The sequence below is a fragment of the Microbacterium sp. STRO-2N genome, from assembly GCF_057747775.1.
The window spans coordinates 780,188-796,426 of the sequence record NZ_CM173223.1 but is presented as its reverse complement, the minus strand read 5'-3'; the positions used below and the strand labels follow the sequence as shown (position 1 = coordinate 796,426).

The following is a 16,239-nucleotide window of genomic DNA, read 5'->3' as shown; positions in this document are numbered from 1 at the left end:
GCCCTGCCTCCCCCCAGGTCAGCCGGCCGCGACGGCGATCTCGTTGGGCGTGACCTCGAGCGTCGCCGAGGCGAGGACCTCACCGGTCGTCAGATCGACGGCATGGATCTCGTTCGACGCGGGCTCGGTCACGTAGGCGATGTCCCCGTCGACCACGATCGCGGGGTGCGGGTCCTGCCATTCGACGGGGCTCTCCCACGGCTCCACGACCGGGAAGGCGTCGACGAGCTCACGTGTCTCGGGGTCGAACACGTGGACTGATCCGTCCGCCGAGAGGATGTACGCGAGGTCTCCCGGACCCCGCGCGATGTCACGGAACGTGTACTCGACGCCTTCGGGGAGGTCGACGACCTCGAGCGTGGCGGCTTCGGTGTCGATCACCGTGACGGCTTCGAGGAGGTAGCCCTCGGCATCCGGGTCGCTCTTGTAGTCACCGACCACCAGCGGGCTCGTCTCGCTGACGTACGCGTTGCCCATCCGGCCGTACGGCTGGTCGGGAGCGTCGAGCTTCACGATCTCGCCGTCGCGGTACAGCAGCGCGCCGTTCTCGCATCCGAAGACGACGGCCTCGTCGGCGGCCGTCCCCTCGCCGTGCACGCCCGGGCACTGGTCGCTCTCGGCGATCACTTCGCCCGCCTCGTCCTGCACGACGATCCCGGTGCGCCCGTCGGCATTGCCGACCGTGGTGAGGAACGTGCCGTCCTCCAGCACGACCGATACGCCGTGGTGTGCCTCGACTCCCTCGATCGTCTCGGTCTCAGGCAGTCCGCCGTCGCTCGTGTCGAGGTCGGACGTCTCGAAGATGGTGGTGTCGCTCGTGCCGTCGGCGTACAGGATCGTCTTGCCGCCATGACGGACGACATGCCCGGGGGCGTCGGCCTCGAAGACGAGGTCGGTCAGCGCGGGCTCCTCAGCGGTGCCCGCCGCTGTGTCGAGCACTTGGAAGCCCTCGCTCATCGTCACCATCACGTGACGCCCGTCACCGGCGGGGTTGAGCCGCGTGAACTCCTCGCTGTCGAGGTCGGCGACGGTCTCGAGCGTGTCGCCGTCGAGCACGAGGATGCCGCCCTCGTACGAGACGGCCACTCGCGGACCGGCCGCGGCCTCCGCCGATGCCGACGGTGCGGCATCCGTCGATCCGGCGGGCGTGGATGAGCAGGCCGCGAGTGCGGCGACGGCACCGGCGGCGGCGATCGTCAGACCGGCGCGGCGCAACGTGCGTATGCGCATGGGGTGTCCTCTTTCTTGGTGTGGGGCCTCACGACGAGAGCCCGGTGGCGATGCGCTCCGTGTTGACGCGCATCATGGTCAGGTAGGTGTCGGCGCCGCCGCCCGGCTCGGTGAGCGACTCGGTGTACAGCTCGACGACGTCCACGTGGACGTCGGCCTCCTCGGCGAGCGCACGCATGAGGCGGTCCGGCGACGACGACTCGGCGAAGATCGCGGGCACTCCGTTCTGCTCGATCGCGGCGACGAGACCGGCGAGGTCGGACGCGCTCGGCGCGGCGAGGGTCGTGCCGCCCGGGATCACCGCGCCGATCACGCGGAAGCCGAACCGCTCCGCGAGGTATCCGAAGACGTGGTGGTTAGTGACCAGGGCTCGACGTGCGTCGGGGATGGCGGCGAACGCCTCGGTCATGTCGGCGTCGAGCGCGGCGAGCTCGTCGTCGTAGGCGGCGGCGTTCGCGGCGATCGCGTCACCGTCCACTCCGGGCAGCCGCGACAGGACAGGGACGAGCGCCTCCACGACGTCGGTCATCCGCGCCGGGTCGGTCCAGAAGTGCGGGTCGGGCAGGCCCGCGCCGTCGCCCTCCTGGTAGTCCAGCACGTCGATCACTTCGCCGGCGACGAACGTGTCGACGCCGTCGGCGGCCGCCGCGTCGAGGTGCTGCTGCAGACCCTCCTCGAGCCCGAGCCCGTTCGAGACGACGAGGTCGGCCGAACGCATCCGCGCCGCCTCCTTCGCCGAGATCTCGAACGAATGCGGATCAGCGCCCGGACGCATCAGCGTCATCACCTCGGCCTCCTCACCGACGAGCTCTGCCGTCACGTCGCCGAGGATGTTGGTCGATACCACGACGAGAGGCCGGTCGCCGGATGCCGGGGCGCACGCCGCGAGCGTCGCCACGAGCATCGCCGTCGCGAGCGCCGCGATCAGCCGTCGCATCATCGCCCCGTCCCCACGACGAACGCCGGCGCCGTCGGAGTCTCGAACTCGCGGGCGATCCGCGCCCCGTCGGCGAAGTCGATCTCGTACAGGCGCCCCTCCGCCGGCGCGTTGAGGTACGCGCGCTGCTGGTCGGCGATGAGCAGCGGCGCGCCGGCTGCGGCGGCGAGCGATTCCGCGACGAGCGGCGCCGTCTCGGCGAGCACCGTGCCGGTCCTGCCGTCCAGCACGAGCACGCGACCGTCCGCAGCGAGAGCCAGGACGTGCTGCGCGTCGTCGTCGACCGCGGTCACCTGCACGAGCGGGCCCGGCGCCGGCAGCAGCGTCCACGAGCGCTCGCGCGTGTCGAGCAGCCAGATGCCCGCGTCTCCGGCAAGGGCCGCGACCGTCGGTCGCCCCTCGCGGTTGGCGAACGCGGTCGCGCGTGGTGCCGTCGTGCCTGCGGGGTAGGGGATCCGCTCGATCGCGACCTCGCCGTCGTCGAGCGTCGCGAGCAGTGCCCCGTCGGCGCAGCCGATCACCGCGCCGACGCGGGTGACGATGGTTCCGCGGGCCTCGGCGCACTCCGCCGACGCCCCGGGCACCGGCATCCCGTCGCGGTCGTGGACGACGACGGTCGCGGGGGCCACTCCCCGCGGCTCGGTCACGAGCGCGAACGAACCAACGGGCACGACCAGTCCGTCGTGCGGCTCGACCTCGAGGCGGAACAGCTCGGCGATCTCGCCCTTCGACAGCGCCTCGGTGTCGAGCAGCACCGCCTCGCCGGTGCCGGCGAAGAACACGCCGGTCCCGCCGGTCGTCGACGAGTTGGTCGTGACGACGGTCGTCGGCCCGCGACCGGACACCTCCCCGACGACGCGCGGCTCGGCGACGTAGTAGTGGAAGTGGTCGACGTGGTCCCACGTCCAGCGCCCGCTGTCGACGACCGTGACGCCTTCGACGCCCGCAGCGAAGAGGTAGCGACCGTCCCCGGTCGCCGCCGAGGGCCGCGCGATCGCGCCGAGGTCGGCGAGCTCCTCATCGAGCAGATCGAGATGGCGCACGGCGCCGTCCGCGTCGACGGTCATCAGCCCGAGCGGCGGCTCGCTCACCTCCGCCGCGCCGTCGATGTGGCCATGACCGTCATCGGCCGCGGGCGCGGCCGGTGGCGCATCGGCCGCGGGGGCGGCGCACCCGGCGAGGACGAGGAGTAGCAGCCCGAGGGCAGGGGCGGCGGGGGCGGAGCGGAGCACAGGTTCCTTTCGTTCGGGCAGTCGGACGTGCGACTCAGGCCACGGCGGGCGCGGTTGCGCGGAGGGCGTCGCGGGTGGCGCGCAATGCCCATGACAGGCCGGCCAGGACGATCGCGGCGAGCGCGATGGAGGCACCCGCCGCGGTGCCCGCATGCCACGACAGCAGTAGGCCGGCGGTGACGGCGACCACTCCCAGCACGGCGGCGAGGAGCATCCTCGACGGGATGCGGGCGGTCCACTGCGCGGCCGCGACGGCCGGTGCGAGGAGCAGCCCGACCACGAGCAGCGATCCCACGGCCTGGTACGAGGCGACGATCGCGAGCGTCACGAGCGCGACGAGGGCCGCCTGTGCCGCGCCCGGAGCGAGTCCCAGCACCGCGGCCGTCCGAGGGTCGATGGCGAGCGCGACGAGCGGTCGATGCGCCGCGGCTGCGAGCGCGAGACCCGCGACGGTCGCCACGGCGAGCATGACGAGATCGGCTGCGGAGATCGCCAGGATGTCGCCGAAGAGGATGGCCGTGGCATCCGTCGCGAAACTCCCCGAATGCGAGATCACGATGACCCCGAGCGCGAGCATCGCGACGAACAGCATTCCGATGCTCGTGTCGTACGACAGGCGGCCCCGGCGCTGGAGCGCCCCGATGCCGAGGCTCATCGCGACAGCGCTCACGGTCGCGCCGAGCACGACCGGGAAGCCGAGCACCGTCGCGAGCGCGACTCCGGGGAGCATTCCGTGCGCGAGCGCCTCGCCCAGGAAGGCCATGCCGCGGACGACCACCCACGTTCCGACGACGCCGCACAGCACCGCGACGAGTGCACCGCCGGCGAGGGCGCGCTGCACGAAGTCGAGCGAGAAGGGTTCGGCGAGCCAGGTCACGAGGGACGACCGTAGCGTTATTGAGAACGATTCTCAAACTCGATAGGGTGAACCGGTGAGCATCGCCACCCCCGGTCCCCCGATCGCCGAACTCGAGGGCGTCCACGTCCAGCTCGGCGGTCGCGACGTGCTGTGCCACGTCGACGCCGTCGTTCACAGGTCGCAGCTCATCGTCGTGACGGGCGCCAACGGGGCGGGCAAGTCCACACTGCTCGAGGTCCTCGCCGGCACGCTTCGGCCCTCTGCGGGTAGCGTCGTGCGCGCCGCCGGATCTTCGAGCTTCGTTCCCCAGCGGGCGGCGGTGGCGGAGCGGCTGCCCGTCACGGTCCGCGACGTCGTCACCGTCGGCGCGTGGGGCCGGCTGGGGCCGTGGCGCCGCATGGATGAGAGCGCCCGGCGCGCCGTCGACCACGCGCTCGAGAGGCTCGCGCTCACGACGCTGCAGCGGCGGCCGTTCTCGGAGCTGTCAGGAGGTCAACGACAGCGCGCGCTGCTGGCGCAAGGCCTCGCTCGCGGGGCCGACTTGCTCCTGCTCGACGAGCCCACCGCCGCGCTCGACACCGAGAGCGGTGAGCGCATCCACGCGGCGATCAGCGCCGAGGCCCGGCGGGGCGCAGCCGTCGTGTGCGTGACGCACGACGAGGACGTGATCGCGAGGGCGGATCGAGTGATCCGGCTCGACGCCGGCCGCATCGTCGCCGCCGTAAGGTCGATGTGAGGGCAGGCGGATGCCTCAGCCGAGCGGCCGCCCGAGTCCCTCCACGAGCTCGGCTCCCGGCAGCGCCAGCAGCGTCGCGCCGGGCAGGAACAGCTTGCTGCCGCGCACTCCCCCGCCGATCACCACCTCGGACGCGTCGGCGACCGCCGGGTCCACGAGGATCGGCCAGCCCTCGGGAAGCCCGACCGGCGTGATCCCGCCGTACTCCATGCCGGTGAGCGCGACCGCCTCGTCCATCGGCGCGAACGACGCGCTGCGGACGTCCAGACGCCGGCGCACCACGCCGTTGACGTCGGCGCGCGTGGTGGCGAGCACGAGGCACGCGGCGAACCGCACGTCAACGCCGCGCTTCCCCTTCACGATCACGCAGTTGGCAGAGGCGTCCGGCGCCACGTCGTAGCGTTCGCAGAACGCCGCCGTATCGGCGAGCGCCGGGTCGATCGCGGCCACGCCCACAGTCGCGCCCACGTCGGGCGCGAGCCTGGCAAGGGCCTCTGAGACGGGCGCTGCGACGAGTTCGGGATGCTGTGTCGCGGGCTGGGCGGTCAGGGTGCCGGTCGCGGTCCACATCATCGGCCCAGACTAACCGGAGCGGGTCGCGGGCATGCACCGAGGTGTCGTGCCATCATGTCCCATGCCAGGTCGCCGCACACGGACAGTTCCGCTCGCGCTCGCGCTCGCGGGAGCTCTGAGCCTCGCGCTCACCGCTTGCGCACCGGTCGGCGGAGTCATCGGACCGGGCGCGCCCGCCTTCGCGGGAGGCGACCCGGTCGGCCAATGGGGCGAGATCGCCGACCGCAGCACGTACATCACCATCCTGCCCGACGGGACGATGCGCGCCCACGACGGCTGCAACGGCATGGGCGGGACGTGGCACGTCGAGCAGGGAGTCGTGGAGTTCGACGACGTCCTCATGACCCTGATGGCATGCCCGGGCCACGACGGGTGGCTGCGACCCGCCACCGCGGTCGTCCACGCTGACACGCTGGTGGTCTTCGATGAGAACGGTGAGGTCGGCGGGACGCTCCCCCGCGTCGTCGATGAATGAGCATGAGCCACGCACCCTGCGAACGACGAAGGGCTCCCGCGTCGCGGGAGCCCTTCGTCGAAATCCGGTGGCGAGTGAGGGATTCGAACCCCCGAAGTCGATGACAGCTGATTTACAGTCAGATCCCTTTGGCCGCTTGGGTAACTCGCCAGGCGCACCCGCCCGGCTTGTACAGTCGACCGGAGGCGCGATCCACAATCTTACGCTGTCTTTCGCGAGGTCGAAAATCGAGCCGGACTACGTGCCGACGCTGTCGGGATCGACCGCAGCCAGGGAGCTCGGCGTCCGCAGCAGCGCCCCTTCGAACCGGCAGGTCGCGGCCGCCGCGTCCATAGCGGCCTGCAGCACGGCGCCCCAGTAATCCGCCCCGGACGGCTCGTCGGTGACGAGTGCGGCGACCGTCGCCGCGAGGGCCGCGTCGCCGGCTCCCATCGTGTCGACGATGCGTCCGGGCAGGTTGGAGATGGGCCTGGTCACCACCACGCCGTCCGCTTCGATGGTCGCGCCTGCGGCACCCTCGGTCGCCAGCACGGCGCGGGCTCCGAGGTCGATGAGGCGGGAACGCAGCGCGTCGAGGCGATCCTCGTACAGCAGCGCCGCGTCGTCCTCGCCGACCTTGACCAGCGCAGCGCCGGCGGCGAGGCGCTCGAAGCCGCGCACGAACTCGTCCTTGTCGTGCAGCATCCCGGTCCGCGGATTGGGGTCGACGGCGACGGATGCCTCGGCCGCGGCGATCGCATCGGCCAGCTCGGCCGTCTGCTCGGCGTCGTCGAACGCGAAGCAGCTGACGACGACGAGGTCGGCATCCGTCATCGCCGCCCGCTCGGCGTCGCCGAACCGGATACGTCGCCGCTGCGCCGCCTCGTTGAAGACGTAGGTCGGCTCGCCGCCGCCGGTGCGGGTGCTCACCGCGCGCGCGGTGCCGTACAGCGACGGCGTCGCGATGAGGCCGGCGCCGTAGTCCTCGAGATAGTGCCGCACGCGCGACGCGGGCTCGTCGTCGCCGAGCATCGCGACGAGCGTCGCCGGCACTCCGAGACGAGTGAGGCCGACTGCGACGTTCAGCGCGGCACCGCCGACGAACTCGCGCACGCCGACGTCGTCGCGCAGCTCGTCGATGAGCGCGTCGCCGACGACGACGACCGTCATCGCGGCACCCCCGCCGTCTCGAGCACGCGCCCGACGAACGCCTCGGTGCGGCGCTTCGTGCCGTCGATCTTCCGGTCGACGCTCGCGCGCACCTCGTTCGGCGCGAGCGGAGCGGCGAGGCGCACCATCTCGTGGCACGACAGGTCGGCGCAGATGTACGTGCCGACGCTGTCGCCGTGCGCGCCGGCCTCCCCCGCCTTGCGCGCGGTGTAGAGCACGACCTGGTCGGCCGGCTGCATGGTGTGGCACAGGTTGCACATCGCGGCTCGCGCGCGCGACGAGCCGTCCGCGGCGCGCAGCACGATCCCCGTCGGCTCGCCATCGAGCTCGGCGACCAGATAGCCGCGGCTTCGGGTGCGCGGGTCGCGCCATGCCAGGAAGTCCAGGTGGTCCCAGTCGGTGAGCACGAAATCGGCGGGCAGCGTGATGAGCCGGAGCTCGTCGGGCGACGCGTTCACGAACGACGAACGCACGTCCTCTTCGGTCAGCGGGCGCATGGCACCTCCTCGCCCGCCCAGTCTACGAACGACGGATGCCTCCGCCACCCCTTGCACAACGGCCGGGGCGGCGGAGGCATCCGTCGGCGCCTCGCGTCACGCGGGGATCGCGGGTTCCGCAGGTCCGTCGGCGCGATCCTGCACCGCGTCGTCCGGAGTGCCGGAGCGATCGCGGATGAGGAATCCGAAGCCGAACGCGATGAAGAACATCAGCACGCCGTACACGGCGGCCGGCAGCGACAGCTCCACCGAGCCGAGCACGGTCTGCGCGATCACGATCGCGAGCGTCGCGTTGTGGATGCCGATCTCGAACGAGGACGCGATGGACTGCCGCTTCCCCACCTTGATGAGCCGCGGCGCGAAGTACCCGACGGTGAGGCTGATGACGCAGAACAGGATCGTGATGAGCGAGAGGCGTCCGAAGTTCTCGATCAGCAGGGTCCAGTTCTGCGCGACCGCGCCCACGATCACGATGACGAGGATGACGACCGAGGCGATGCGGACCGGCTTGTCCATCGCCTTCGCGAAGCGCGGCCAGAAGCGGCGCACGACCATTCCCGCCGCCACGGGCAGGAGGACGATCGCGAACACCTCGAGGGTCTTCGCCCACTGCAGGCCGAGCTGGTCGTCGAACGGGTCGAAATACAGGATCGCGAGGTTCGTGATGATCGGCAGCGTGAACACGGCGATGACCGAGTTCACCGCAGTGAGCGAGATGTTCAGGGCGACGTCGCCGCGGAAGAGGTGGCTGTAGAGGTTCGCCGTGGTGCCGCCGGGCGACGCGGCGAGCATCATCATGCCGACCGCGAGCACGGGCGGGAGCTGGAACGCGAGGACGAGGCCGAAGCAGATCGCAGGAAGCAGGATGAGCTGGCACAGCAGGGCGACGATCACCGCCTTCGGCTGCTTGAGGACGCGGGCGAAGTCGCCCACGGTGAGGCTCAGGCCGAGGCCGAGCATGATGATGCCGAGGGCTACGGGCAGCCCGATGGTGGTCAACGCTGACATGGGACTCAGTGTGCCCGACGCTGCGACCCCGTGTCATCGGCCGAGAGCGAATCGTTGTGCACGCGCCGCTATCGTTGCCGGATGGTGGATGGAGCGGATGCCGACGGCTGGTCGGAGGTCGCCGCCGGGTGGGCCGAGCTGTGGGGATCGTTCGCGGAGCCCGCACAGGACGCGCTGATCGCCGCGAGCGGCATCGGCCCCGGCACAGCAGTGCTCGACGTCGGGTGCGGCAGCGGGGAGTTCCTCTCCCGCCTGCGCGCGCTCGGCGCGGAGCCGGTCGGCGCCGATCCCGCGCCGCTCATGGTTGCCGCGGCATCCGCCCACGCCGATGTCGTGCTCGCCGACGCCGAGCACCTGCCCTTCGACTCCGGCCGGTTCGACGTCGTCACCGCGGTCAACGCGCTCCAGTTCGCCGCCGACACCCGCGCCGCCCTCACGGAGTTCGCGCGCGTGCTCACTCCCGGCGGGCGGATCGCGATCGCCAACTGGGCTGAGGCCGCGCGCAACGACATCGACGTCATCGAGCGGGCCGTCGCGGCGGCGCTCGATGACGAGCAGCTTCCGGACGGCCCGCTGCGCCCGGCGGGCGGGCTCGAAGAGGCGATGACGGATGCCGGGCTCGAGGTGGTGTCGTCGGGCATCGTCGACGTCCCCTGGCATGCCTCCGGTGACGCCGCGCTGGTGCGCGGCATCCTGCTCGGCGAGGACGCCGCGACGATGGCCGAGCTGCACGCCGTCGTCGTCGAGGCTGCCGCCCCGTTCCGCAGTCCGGAGGGCGGGTACGTGCTGCACAACGCCTTCCGCTGGGCCGCCGCGCGCCCGCGCTGAGCCCGTCTCCCGGTCAGGTGCCGAGGCCGCGCGCGGGCACCTCGACACCCGCGAGGCGCCACACCGCGAAGGCCGGGCCGTCGGCCGACAGCAGCACCGCGCCGTCACCGGCGACCGCGAGCGTCGCGTCGCCGAAGAGCGCCTCTGCATCGGTCGCCCCTGGAAGCGCGCCCGCGGGGATCTCGGCATCCGCATCGCCCTTCGATGCGAGCACGAGCAGCGTCTCGTCGGCCGACTCGCGCACGAAGGCCACGGTGTCATCGTCTACGTGCACCCAGCGCAGGCCACCGGTCGCGAGCACAGGGTGCGCGTGGCGGAGGGCGATGAGTTCGCGATACAGCGCGATGCGTGCGGCCGTCTCGGGCTCGGCCTCGGTGCCCCACGGGATCGGCGTGCGGCTGTCCTCGCCCTCGGCACCGACGAGTCCGAACTCGTCGCCCGCGAACACCACCGGCAGCCCCGGCATCGTCATCATGAGACCGACCGCGACCGGGATCGTGCCGGGGGCCGCGTTGGTCGCGAACCGCCCGGTGTCGTGCGTGTCGAGCGGCTGCATGTTGCCGAGACGCACACGCCACGGGATGCCGGCCGTGAAGCGGACCACGGCGTCGACGAACTGCCGCGCGGTGTAGCGCGGGATGCCGCCGATCGGCTGCCCGAAGAACCACGGCTCGGTCTTCTCGTCACCTTCGGCCGTGAGGTAGGGCGTTCCAGTCGGCTCGGACAGCCAACCCCACAGCGGACGCGTGAACGACGGGTACGTCATGGCACCGTGCCAGCCGTCGCCCTGCAGGTCGCTCGTCGCGTCGTTGGTGGACTCCCCGAGCAGGATCGTGTCGGGGTTGATCTCGATCATCGTCTTGCGCAGCAGCTGCCGCACGTCCGCGTTGAGGTCGATCTCGCCGAGGCGGCCGGTCATGTTCGCGACGTCGATGCGCCAGCCGTCGGTCGAGTACGGAGGCTTCAGCCACTTGGCGACCACCGAGTCCGGACCGTCGATGAATCGGCGGCGCAGCTCCTCCGAAGCCCAGTTGAACTTCGGCAGTGTCGGCGTCCCGAGCCACGACACGTACTGCGTGTTCGCATCGTCGGTGAAGTAGTAGAACTCCTCCTCCGGCGCGCCGGGGTGGCCGAAGGCCGCCTGGAACCACTCGTGCCGATCTCCCGAGTGGTTGCTCGTCAAATCGCCGATGACACGGATGCCGCGGGCATGGGCCGCCTCGACGAGCCGGATGTAGGCCTCATCCCCGCCGAGCAGGGGGTCGACGCTGTCGAAGCTCGAGGCGTCGTAGCGGTGGTTGGAGGCTGCCGGGAAGATCGGCGTGAGGTAGAGCAGGTTCACCCCGAGCGACACCAGGTGGTCGAGCTTCTCGGTGACGCCGTCGAGGTCGCCGCCGTAGAACTGCCGCGAGCGTCCCGGCATGACCGGGTCGACCGGGGTGTCCCAGCTCGCCGCGATCGCCCACTCCGGCGTCGGATGCGCGTCGGCGTGCGCCGAGCGGGCGAAACGGTCGGGGAAGACCTGGTACATCACGGCATCCGCCAGCCACGCCGGCGGCGGCGAGTAGGTGAGGAGCGCGAAGTCCTCGGCGTCGAGCGTCTCGAGAGCGTGCAGCCCGGTCTGGTTGAGCCACTCCACGCATCCGTCCTCGTGGACGAGCAGCCACCGGTAGCCGTGGCGCGGGTTGCGCACCGTAACCGGCGCCTCCCACCACTCCCAGCCGTCGGTCGTGCCGAGGCGCACGGCATCCGTCCATTCCGGCTCGTGGTCGGGGTTCGAGCGCGTGCGGACCGCCGCGAGCGGGCCGTACCCCGCCCGCACCCGCAGCCGCACGGTGACGACGTCTCCGAGCGACGGCGCGAGATCCGACACGTACAGCGGCGAGCCGTCGTGGTGAGGAAGAAGGGTTGTCATTGCTCTGGCCTTTCCATGGACAGGCGGCAGCGCCGCCGGATGCGACGTGGTTGCACGGCCGAAGCCCTGACAGAGCCCTTCAGTTGTACGAGAGACAGGATGCCGCGATCCGCGGCATCCTGTCTACTTCACGCTGCCGGCGACCAGGCCGCCGGCGATGTACCGCTGCGAGAACAGGAACAGCACCATGACCGGGATCGCCGCCAGCACGGCGCCGGCCGCGAAGACGCCCCAGTTCTGCGACTGGAAGGTCGACACCAGCTGATACAGGCCGATCGCGACGGTCTGCTGGTTGGGGTCGTTGAGGATGACGCTCGCGATCGCGAACTCACCGATGATCCCGATGAACGTGAGCAGTCCGATGACGACGAGGATCGGGGTGACCAGCGGCAGCATGATCGTGAAGAACACGCGCGCGTGACCGGCGCCGTCGATCTTGGCCGCCTCGTCGATCGCGGTCGGGACGGTGTTGAAGAACCCGTACATGAGGAACGTGTTCACGCCCAGTGCGCCGCCGAGGTAGATCATGATGAGACCCGCGTGAGTGCCGAGGCCGATCGCCGGGAACACATCGCTGATCTGGATCATCAGCAGGAAGATCGCGGTGATCGCCAGCAGCTGCGGGAACATCTGGAGCACGAGCAGCGTCACCAGACCGAATCGCCGGCCCGTGAAGCGCATACGCGAGAACGCGTACGCGCCCAGCGCGCACAGCAGCACCGTGAACACGCTCGTGATGATCGCGATGACGAGCGAATTGGCGTACCACTGCGCGTACGCGATGTCGGGGTCGGTGAACAGCCGCGCGTAGTTCGTGAAGTCGATGGCGCGGAACAGCTGGTTCGAACCGGTGAGGGTGCCGATCGGGTTCAGCGAGACCGACAGGATGTACAGCAGCGGGAAGAGCGCGAACACGATCATCGCCCACGCGATGACGTGCCTCCACCCGGTGTCGAGGAACCACGCGCGGAACGAGCGACGACGGCGAGCTGGGGGCGGCGCGGTGCGCTCTCGGGCAGTGCCCGGCGCCCTGGCCGCGGACTGCGGGACGGGTGACACGGTGAGGTCGGCCATCAGTTCAGGTCCTCCAGTGCCTTGGTCTGCCGGAAGCTGATCACCGAGACGATCGCCACGATGATGAAGATGAGGATCGACAGCGCCGAGGCGAGGCCGAGGTCACGACCACCACCGCCGCCGAAGGCGACCTTGTAGACCATGGTGATCATGATGTCGGTGGCGCCGATGTCGAGGGTCGTGTCGGTGAACCGCGGTGCACCCTCGGTCAGCATGTAGATCACGCCGAAGTTGTTGAAGTTGTAGGCGAAGGTCGCGATCAGCAGCGGCGCGACGGCGACGAACAGCAGCGGCAGCTTCACCGAGCGGAAGACACGCCAGGCCCCGGCGCCGTCCATCTTGGCGGCCTCGACGATGTCGTCGGGCAGGGATTGGAGCGCGCCCGTGCACACCAGGAACATGTACGCGTAGCCGAGCCACATGTTCACGAAGATCACGCTGAATCGCGCCAGCCAGGGATCCGCGAGCCACGGGATGTTCGCACCGCCCAGCAGCACCTCGTTGATGAAGCCGAACTCCTGGTTGAGCATGCCGGACCAGACCAGTCCGGTGAGGTACGCGGGGAAGGCGTACGGAAGGATGACGAGCACGCGGTAGATCTTCTTGCCGCGCAGCGTCGGATGGTTGAGCACGAGTGCGAGGAAGAGCCCGAGCGCGAAGCAGAGGACGGTCGAGAAGAATGCGAAGGCGAACGTCCAGAGGGTGACGCGCAGCAGCGGGTCGCGGATCTGCTCGTTGGTGAACGCGTATGCGAAGTTCTCGAAGCCGATCACCTCGCGCCAGCCCGGCGTCAGCGTCTGGCCGTCCTCGGCGCGGAAGTTGCCCTCGCCGTCGTCGACGTATATCTCACCGGTCTGCGTGTCGGTGAAGGTGTCGGCGGCCTCGTCGTACTGGAGGCTCGAGACGAAGACGAACGCCTTGCGGCCGTCGGACGTGCGCAGCGTGCCGTCGTTGATGTCGTCGCTCACTGGGACGTTGAGAGCGAGCACCTCATCCTGGAAGCGGATGATCTGGTTGAGGTTCAGCTGCTCCCAGCCGGCGGGCGCGCCGTCGGCGTCCTGGAGCGGCTGCTCGTTCGTCCCGAAGGACGTGTCGCCGCCGGGTTCCGCCACAAGCAGACCGAACTGGTCGGCCTGCTTGTAGACCTCGACGGTGTACTCCGGGGAATCGGGCACTCGGTCCTGAGACGTGCGCACGATCTGCGCGATCGCGTCTTCCTTGGTGCTGTTGTGCTGGTCCCCCGCGTTGGTGAACGCGATGTAGCCGGTGTAGACGATGACGAACACCTGGAAGACCGCGAGGAACGCCAGCCCCGGCGTCAGGTACTTGCCGGGAAGGAGCCCCGCGCGCAGGTAGACGTAGTTGACTCCCGCCACGACGAGCGCGAGCGCGCCCGCCGCGATCCAGTCGCCCTTGGCGATGAGGACCCATACGCCGAAGACCGTCAGCGCGTCGATGATGCCGAGGAGCGCGATCTTCACCACGAGGGCGAGGATGCCGCCTGCGGTGAGGCGCCGAGCCGGTGCGTGGAACGGGTCATCGCCCCAGCGGCTGGGTGTCGCACCCGTGGGGGCGGCGGTCTTCACATCGGCCATCGAAGGGCGCTCCTTCATCGCGGGTCGTCGGTGGGAGAAGAGGCGGGTGGAGCCGCATGGGCTCCACCCGCCCGTCGGATCGGCTGTCAGCCGATCTTCGACTGGATGTTGGTCGCAGCGGTCTCCCAGACCTGCTGCGGGTCACCCTCGCCCTTGATGAGCTGGAGCTCGGCGTTGCCCCAGTCGGACCACACGGCGCCCATCTCCGGGATCGCCGGCATCGGCGCACCGGTCTGACCGATCTTGCCGAAGGCCTCGACGTCGGGGTCCTCCGCCGCAGCCGTCTCGTACGCCGCGAGCAGTGCCGGCGGGCGTCCGCCGACCTCGAAGAGGCTCATCTGAGCGTCCTCGGTGCTGAGGTAGTTGACGATGAAGTCGGTCGCGGCCAGCGCGTTGGTCGACTTGCTCGAGAGGAAGAAGCCGTTGACGCCGACGAACGGGCGGGCCTCCTCGCCACCGGCGCTGGGAAGCGGGTCGATGGCGTAGTTGATGCCGGCCTCGGCGATCGCGGGGATGTTCCACGGACCGGTGAGGTAGTACGGCGACTGGCCGGCGACGAAGAACTCGCGCGCCTTGTCTCCGTCGATGTTGGCGTTGAGGATGCCCTCGGCGCCCCACTGCTTGAGCGCGGTGGCGAACTCGACGCCCGCGGCGTCACCGAGCACGAGCTGCGACGGATCGTACGAGCCGTCGGCGTTCTGCGCGAAGACCTGCGAGCCGAACGACGTCTGAAGCGGGTACAGGTGGTACGGGTCACCCTGCTCGGGCGACAGACCCACGAGGAAGGGGTACTCCGTGCCCGCGGCGCGACCGTTCGCGATGACCTCGTCGAAGGTCGCGACGGGCTCGGCCACGAGGTCGACGTTGCGCACGAGCGCCACGTTCTCGATCGAGTACGGCACGCCGTACACGTCGCCGTCGTACGTCATCGCCTGCAGGGCCGCCTCGGCGAACCCGTCGGCCACGTCGCCCAGCTCGAGCGGGGCCACGACGCCGGCCGACACGTACGCGCCGAGCTTGTCGTGAGGGCTGACGATGATGTCGGGGCCCTTGCCGGTCGGGACCTGGCTGATGAAGTCCTGGTCGACGGTGCCGAAGTCTTTCGTGACGAGCTTCACCTCGACGCCGGTCTCCTCGGTGAAGGAAGCCGCGACCTCCTCGAGCGCAGGCTTGCGCTCGATGTCGACCCAGACGGTGATGGGGGTCGAGTTGTCGTCGCCGCCGTTGTCGCCGTTGTCTCCGCCGCCGCCTGCGCAGCCGGAGAGCACGAGCGCGCCGCCCGCGATGAGCGCGCTGATCGCCAGCACGCCCTTCTTGTTCACCTTCATCGGTGTGTGCCTCTCTGAAGTGCTGATGGAATCCGACCGACCTTGGCCGGCGCAGCGCACCGTTGAAGGTCGTTCTTCGGCTCGCAGTGAAACTGCAAGCGCTTACATTGTGACCCAGGCCAGCTCATCTGGCAACACGGCGCCACATTTCGATACGCGGCCGTGATCTAACCCTCGTCGTGGAACCGCTTGCACGGTGCACGTCGCGTCTCGCGGCGGCTGCGGCGATGCGAAACTGTCCAGCGTGAACCTCGCCACGATCAGAACCGATCAGGGACCACGATCTCGCGTCCGAGAGCGGGATCTGCCGGGGTCTCGTCGGCGACCTCACCCAGTAGCCGGCGCACGTACGTCACGACTGAGCCGACTGGAGTAGGACCAGCGCGCCATGCCAAGCTGACCAACATGAATCTCGCCCCGAGGACGACCGCGGCACTGGCGGGCCTCGCGCTCGCGGTCGCGGCACTCGCGGCGTGCGTGTCTCCCTCCAAGCTCAGCGAGTCCTCGCCAGCACCTGTGGCCGACCCCGTGCCGACGCCCACTTCGGGCAACGTGACTGAGACGCCGTTGACCGAGCTTCCCGAGTGGGCGCGCGACGGCACGGTCTGGATCGTCTACCCGGAAGGATTCATGTGTAGCGGCACCGAGGGCTGCCCGAACGACTACCGCGCTTGGTTCGGCGAACCCGGGGCCGTGTTGCCCAAGGGCGCCGAGCATTACGACCCAGCCGTTCACACCTGGGTGTTCCCCGCCGACAAGTAGGCAGTCGAGAGTTCTGGCGACGACCGCAGCCGCGGCATCCG

Annotated in this window: 16 protein-coding genes and 1 tRNA gene; 4 read left to right on the top strand and 13 right to left on the bottom strand. The window is 70.1% G+C overall.

Going from position 1 to position 16,239, the window contains the following annotated elements:
- Positions 1 to 18: 18 nt before the first annotated feature.
- From aztD to aztB, 4 genes are read right to left on the bottom strand one after another with little or no spacing between them, the layout of a single operon-like run.
- On the bottom strand, positions 19 to 1,230 hold the full coding sequence (aztD, locus tag AC3ANN_RS03460; protein WP_488339614.1) for a zinc metallochaperone AztD: 1,212 nt from the start codon (positions 1,228 to 1,230) through the stop codon (positions 19 to 21).
- A gap of 28 nt (positions 1,231 to 1,258) precedes the next feature.
- The gene (aztC, locus tag AC3ANN_RS03455; RefSeq protein ID WP_488340902.1) at positions 1,259 to 2,167 is read right to left on the bottom strand and encodes a zinc ABC transporter substrate-binding protein AztC; all 909 of its coding nucleotides are present in this window, start codon (positions 2,165 to 2,167) and stop codon (positions 1,259 to 1,261) included.
- The gene (locus AC3ANN_RS03450; protein ID WP_488339613.1) at positions 2,167 to 3,399 is read right to left on the bottom strand and encodes an ABC transporter; all 1,233 of its coding nucleotides are present in this window, start codon (positions 3,397 to 3,399) and stop codon (positions 2,167 to 2,169) included. Before AC3ANN_RS03450 ends, aztC begins: the two co-directional genes overlap by 1 nt.
- Before the next feature lie 34 nt (positions 3,400 to 3,433).
- A complete protein-coding gene (aztB, locus tag AC3ANN_RS03445; protein ID WP_488339612.1) occupies positions 3,434 to 4,276 on the bottom strand; it encodes a zinc ABC transporter permease AztB in 843 nt (280 codons plus the stop codon).
- 55 nt (positions 4,277 to 4,331) lie between these two features.
- Between aztB and aztA the strand changes: the two genes are divergently transcribed.
- Positions 4,332 to 4,994 (top strand): zinc ABC transporter ATP-binding protein AztA, encoded by a 663-nt coding sequence (aztA, locus tag AC3ANN_RS03440; RefSeq protein WP_488339611.1) that lies wholly within the window; start codon positions 4,332 to 4,334, stop codon positions 4,992 to 4,994.
- Between the two features lie 15 nt (positions 4,995 to 5,009).
- Here the strand turns inward: aztA and AC3ANN_RS03435 are convergent, their stop codons facing one another.
- Entirely contained in the window at positions 5,010 to 5,567 is a 558-nt protein-coding gene (locus AC3ANN_RS03435) for a YbaK/EbsC family protein (RefSeq protein WP_488339610.1), read from the bottom strand.
- A 61-nt stretch (positions 5,568 to 5,628) separates the two neighbouring features.
- Here AC3ANN_RS03435 and AC3ANN_RS03430 point away from each other — a divergent pair, with 61 nt between their 5' ends.
- Positions 5,629 to 6,042 carry an META domain-containing protein gene (locus AC3ANN_RS03430; RefSeq protein ID WP_488339609.1) on the top strand — a complete coding sequence of 138 codons (414 nt, stop codon included), beginning with the start codon at positions 5,629 to 5,631 and terminating at the stop codon, positions 6,040 to 6,042.
- Positions 6,043 to 6,110: 68 nt separating this feature from the next.
- On the opposite strand, the gene AC3ANN_RS03425 is transcribed toward AC3ANN_RS03430, so the two are convergent.
- The 4 genes from AC3ANN_RS03425 to AC3ANN_RS03410 all read right to left on the bottom strand — a co-directional run bounded on the left by AC3ANN_RS03425 (position 6,111) and on the right by AC3ANN_RS03410 (position 8,696).
- Positions 6,111 to 6,192: transfer RNA gene (locus tag AC3ANN_RS03425), tRNA-Tyr, on the bottom strand.
- 87 nt (positions 6,193 to 6,279) lie between these two features.
- A complete protein-coding gene (locus AC3ANN_RS03420; RefSeq protein ID WP_488339608.1) occupies positions 6,280 to 7,191 on the bottom strand; it encodes a PfkB family carbohydrate kinase in 912 nt (303 codons plus the stop codon).
- Entirely contained in the window at positions 7,188 to 7,688 is a 501-nt protein-coding gene (locus tag AC3ANN_RS03415; RefSeq protein WP_488339607.1) for an FBP domain-containing protein, read from the bottom strand. The genes AC3ANN_RS03420 and AC3ANN_RS03415 overlap by 4 nt, the downstream gene beginning before the upstream one ends.
- A 96-nt stretch (positions 7,689 to 7,784) precedes the next feature.
- Positions 7,785 to 8,696, bottom strand: a complete 912-nt coding sequence (locus tag AC3ANN_RS03410; RefSeq protein ID WP_488339606.1) for a bile acid:sodium symporter family protein — start codon at positions 8,694 to 8,696, stop codon at positions 7,785 to 7,787.
- 81 nt (positions 8,697 to 8,777) lie between these two features.
- On the opposite strand from AC3ANN_RS03410, the gene AC3ANN_RS03405 reads away from it, so the two are divergent.
- A complete protein-coding gene (locus tag AC3ANN_RS03405; RefSeq protein WP_488339605.1) occupies positions 8,778 to 9,524 on the top strand; it encodes a class I SAM-dependent methyltransferase in 747 nt (248 codons plus the stop codon).
- A gap of 13 nt (positions 9,525 to 9,537) precedes the next feature.
- On the opposite strand, the gene AC3ANN_RS03400 is transcribed toward AC3ANN_RS03405, so the two are convergent.
- From AC3ANN_RS03400 to AC3ANN_RS03385, 4 genes are all read right to left on the bottom strand, one after another.
- Positions 9,538 to 11,439 carry an alpha-amylase family glycosyl hydrolase gene (locus tag AC3ANN_RS03400; protein ID WP_488339604.1) on the bottom strand — a complete coding sequence of 634 codons (1,902 nt, stop codon included), beginning with the start codon at positions 11,437 to 11,439 and terminating at the stop codon, positions 9,538 to 9,540.
- Between the two features lie 123 nt (positions 11,440 to 11,562).
- On the bottom strand, positions 11,563 to 12,513 hold the full coding sequence (locus AC3ANN_RS03395; RefSeq protein WP_488339603.1) for a sugar ABC transporter permease: 951 nt from the start codon (positions 12,511 to 12,513) through the stop codon (positions 11,563 to 11,565).
- Positions 12,513 to 14,108 (bottom strand): ABC transporter permease subunit, encoded by a 1,596-nt coding sequence (locus tag AC3ANN_RS03390; protein ID WP_488339602.1) that lies wholly within the window; start codon positions 14,106 to 14,108, stop codon positions 12,513 to 12,515. Before AC3ANN_RS03390 ends, AC3ANN_RS03395 begins: the two co-directional genes overlap by 1 nt.
- 86 nt (positions 14,109 to 14,194) lie before the next feature.
- On the bottom strand, positions 14,195 to 15,436 hold the full coding sequence (locus AC3ANN_RS03385) for a sugar ABC transporter substrate-binding protein (protein WP_488339601.1): 1,242 nt from the start codon (positions 15,434 to 15,436) through the stop codon (positions 14,195 to 14,197).
- A 405-nt stretch (positions 15,437 to 15,841) separates the two neighbouring features.
- Between AC3ANN_RS03385 and AC3ANN_RS03380 the strand changes: the two genes are divergently transcribed.
- The gene (locus AC3ANN_RS03380; RefSeq protein WP_488339600.1) at positions 15,842 to 16,198 is read left to right on the top strand and encodes a hypothetical protein; all 357 of its coding nucleotides are present in this window, start codon (positions 15,842 to 15,844) and stop codon (positions 16,196 to 16,198) included.
- Positions 16,199 to 16,239 lie beyond the last annotated feature (41 nt).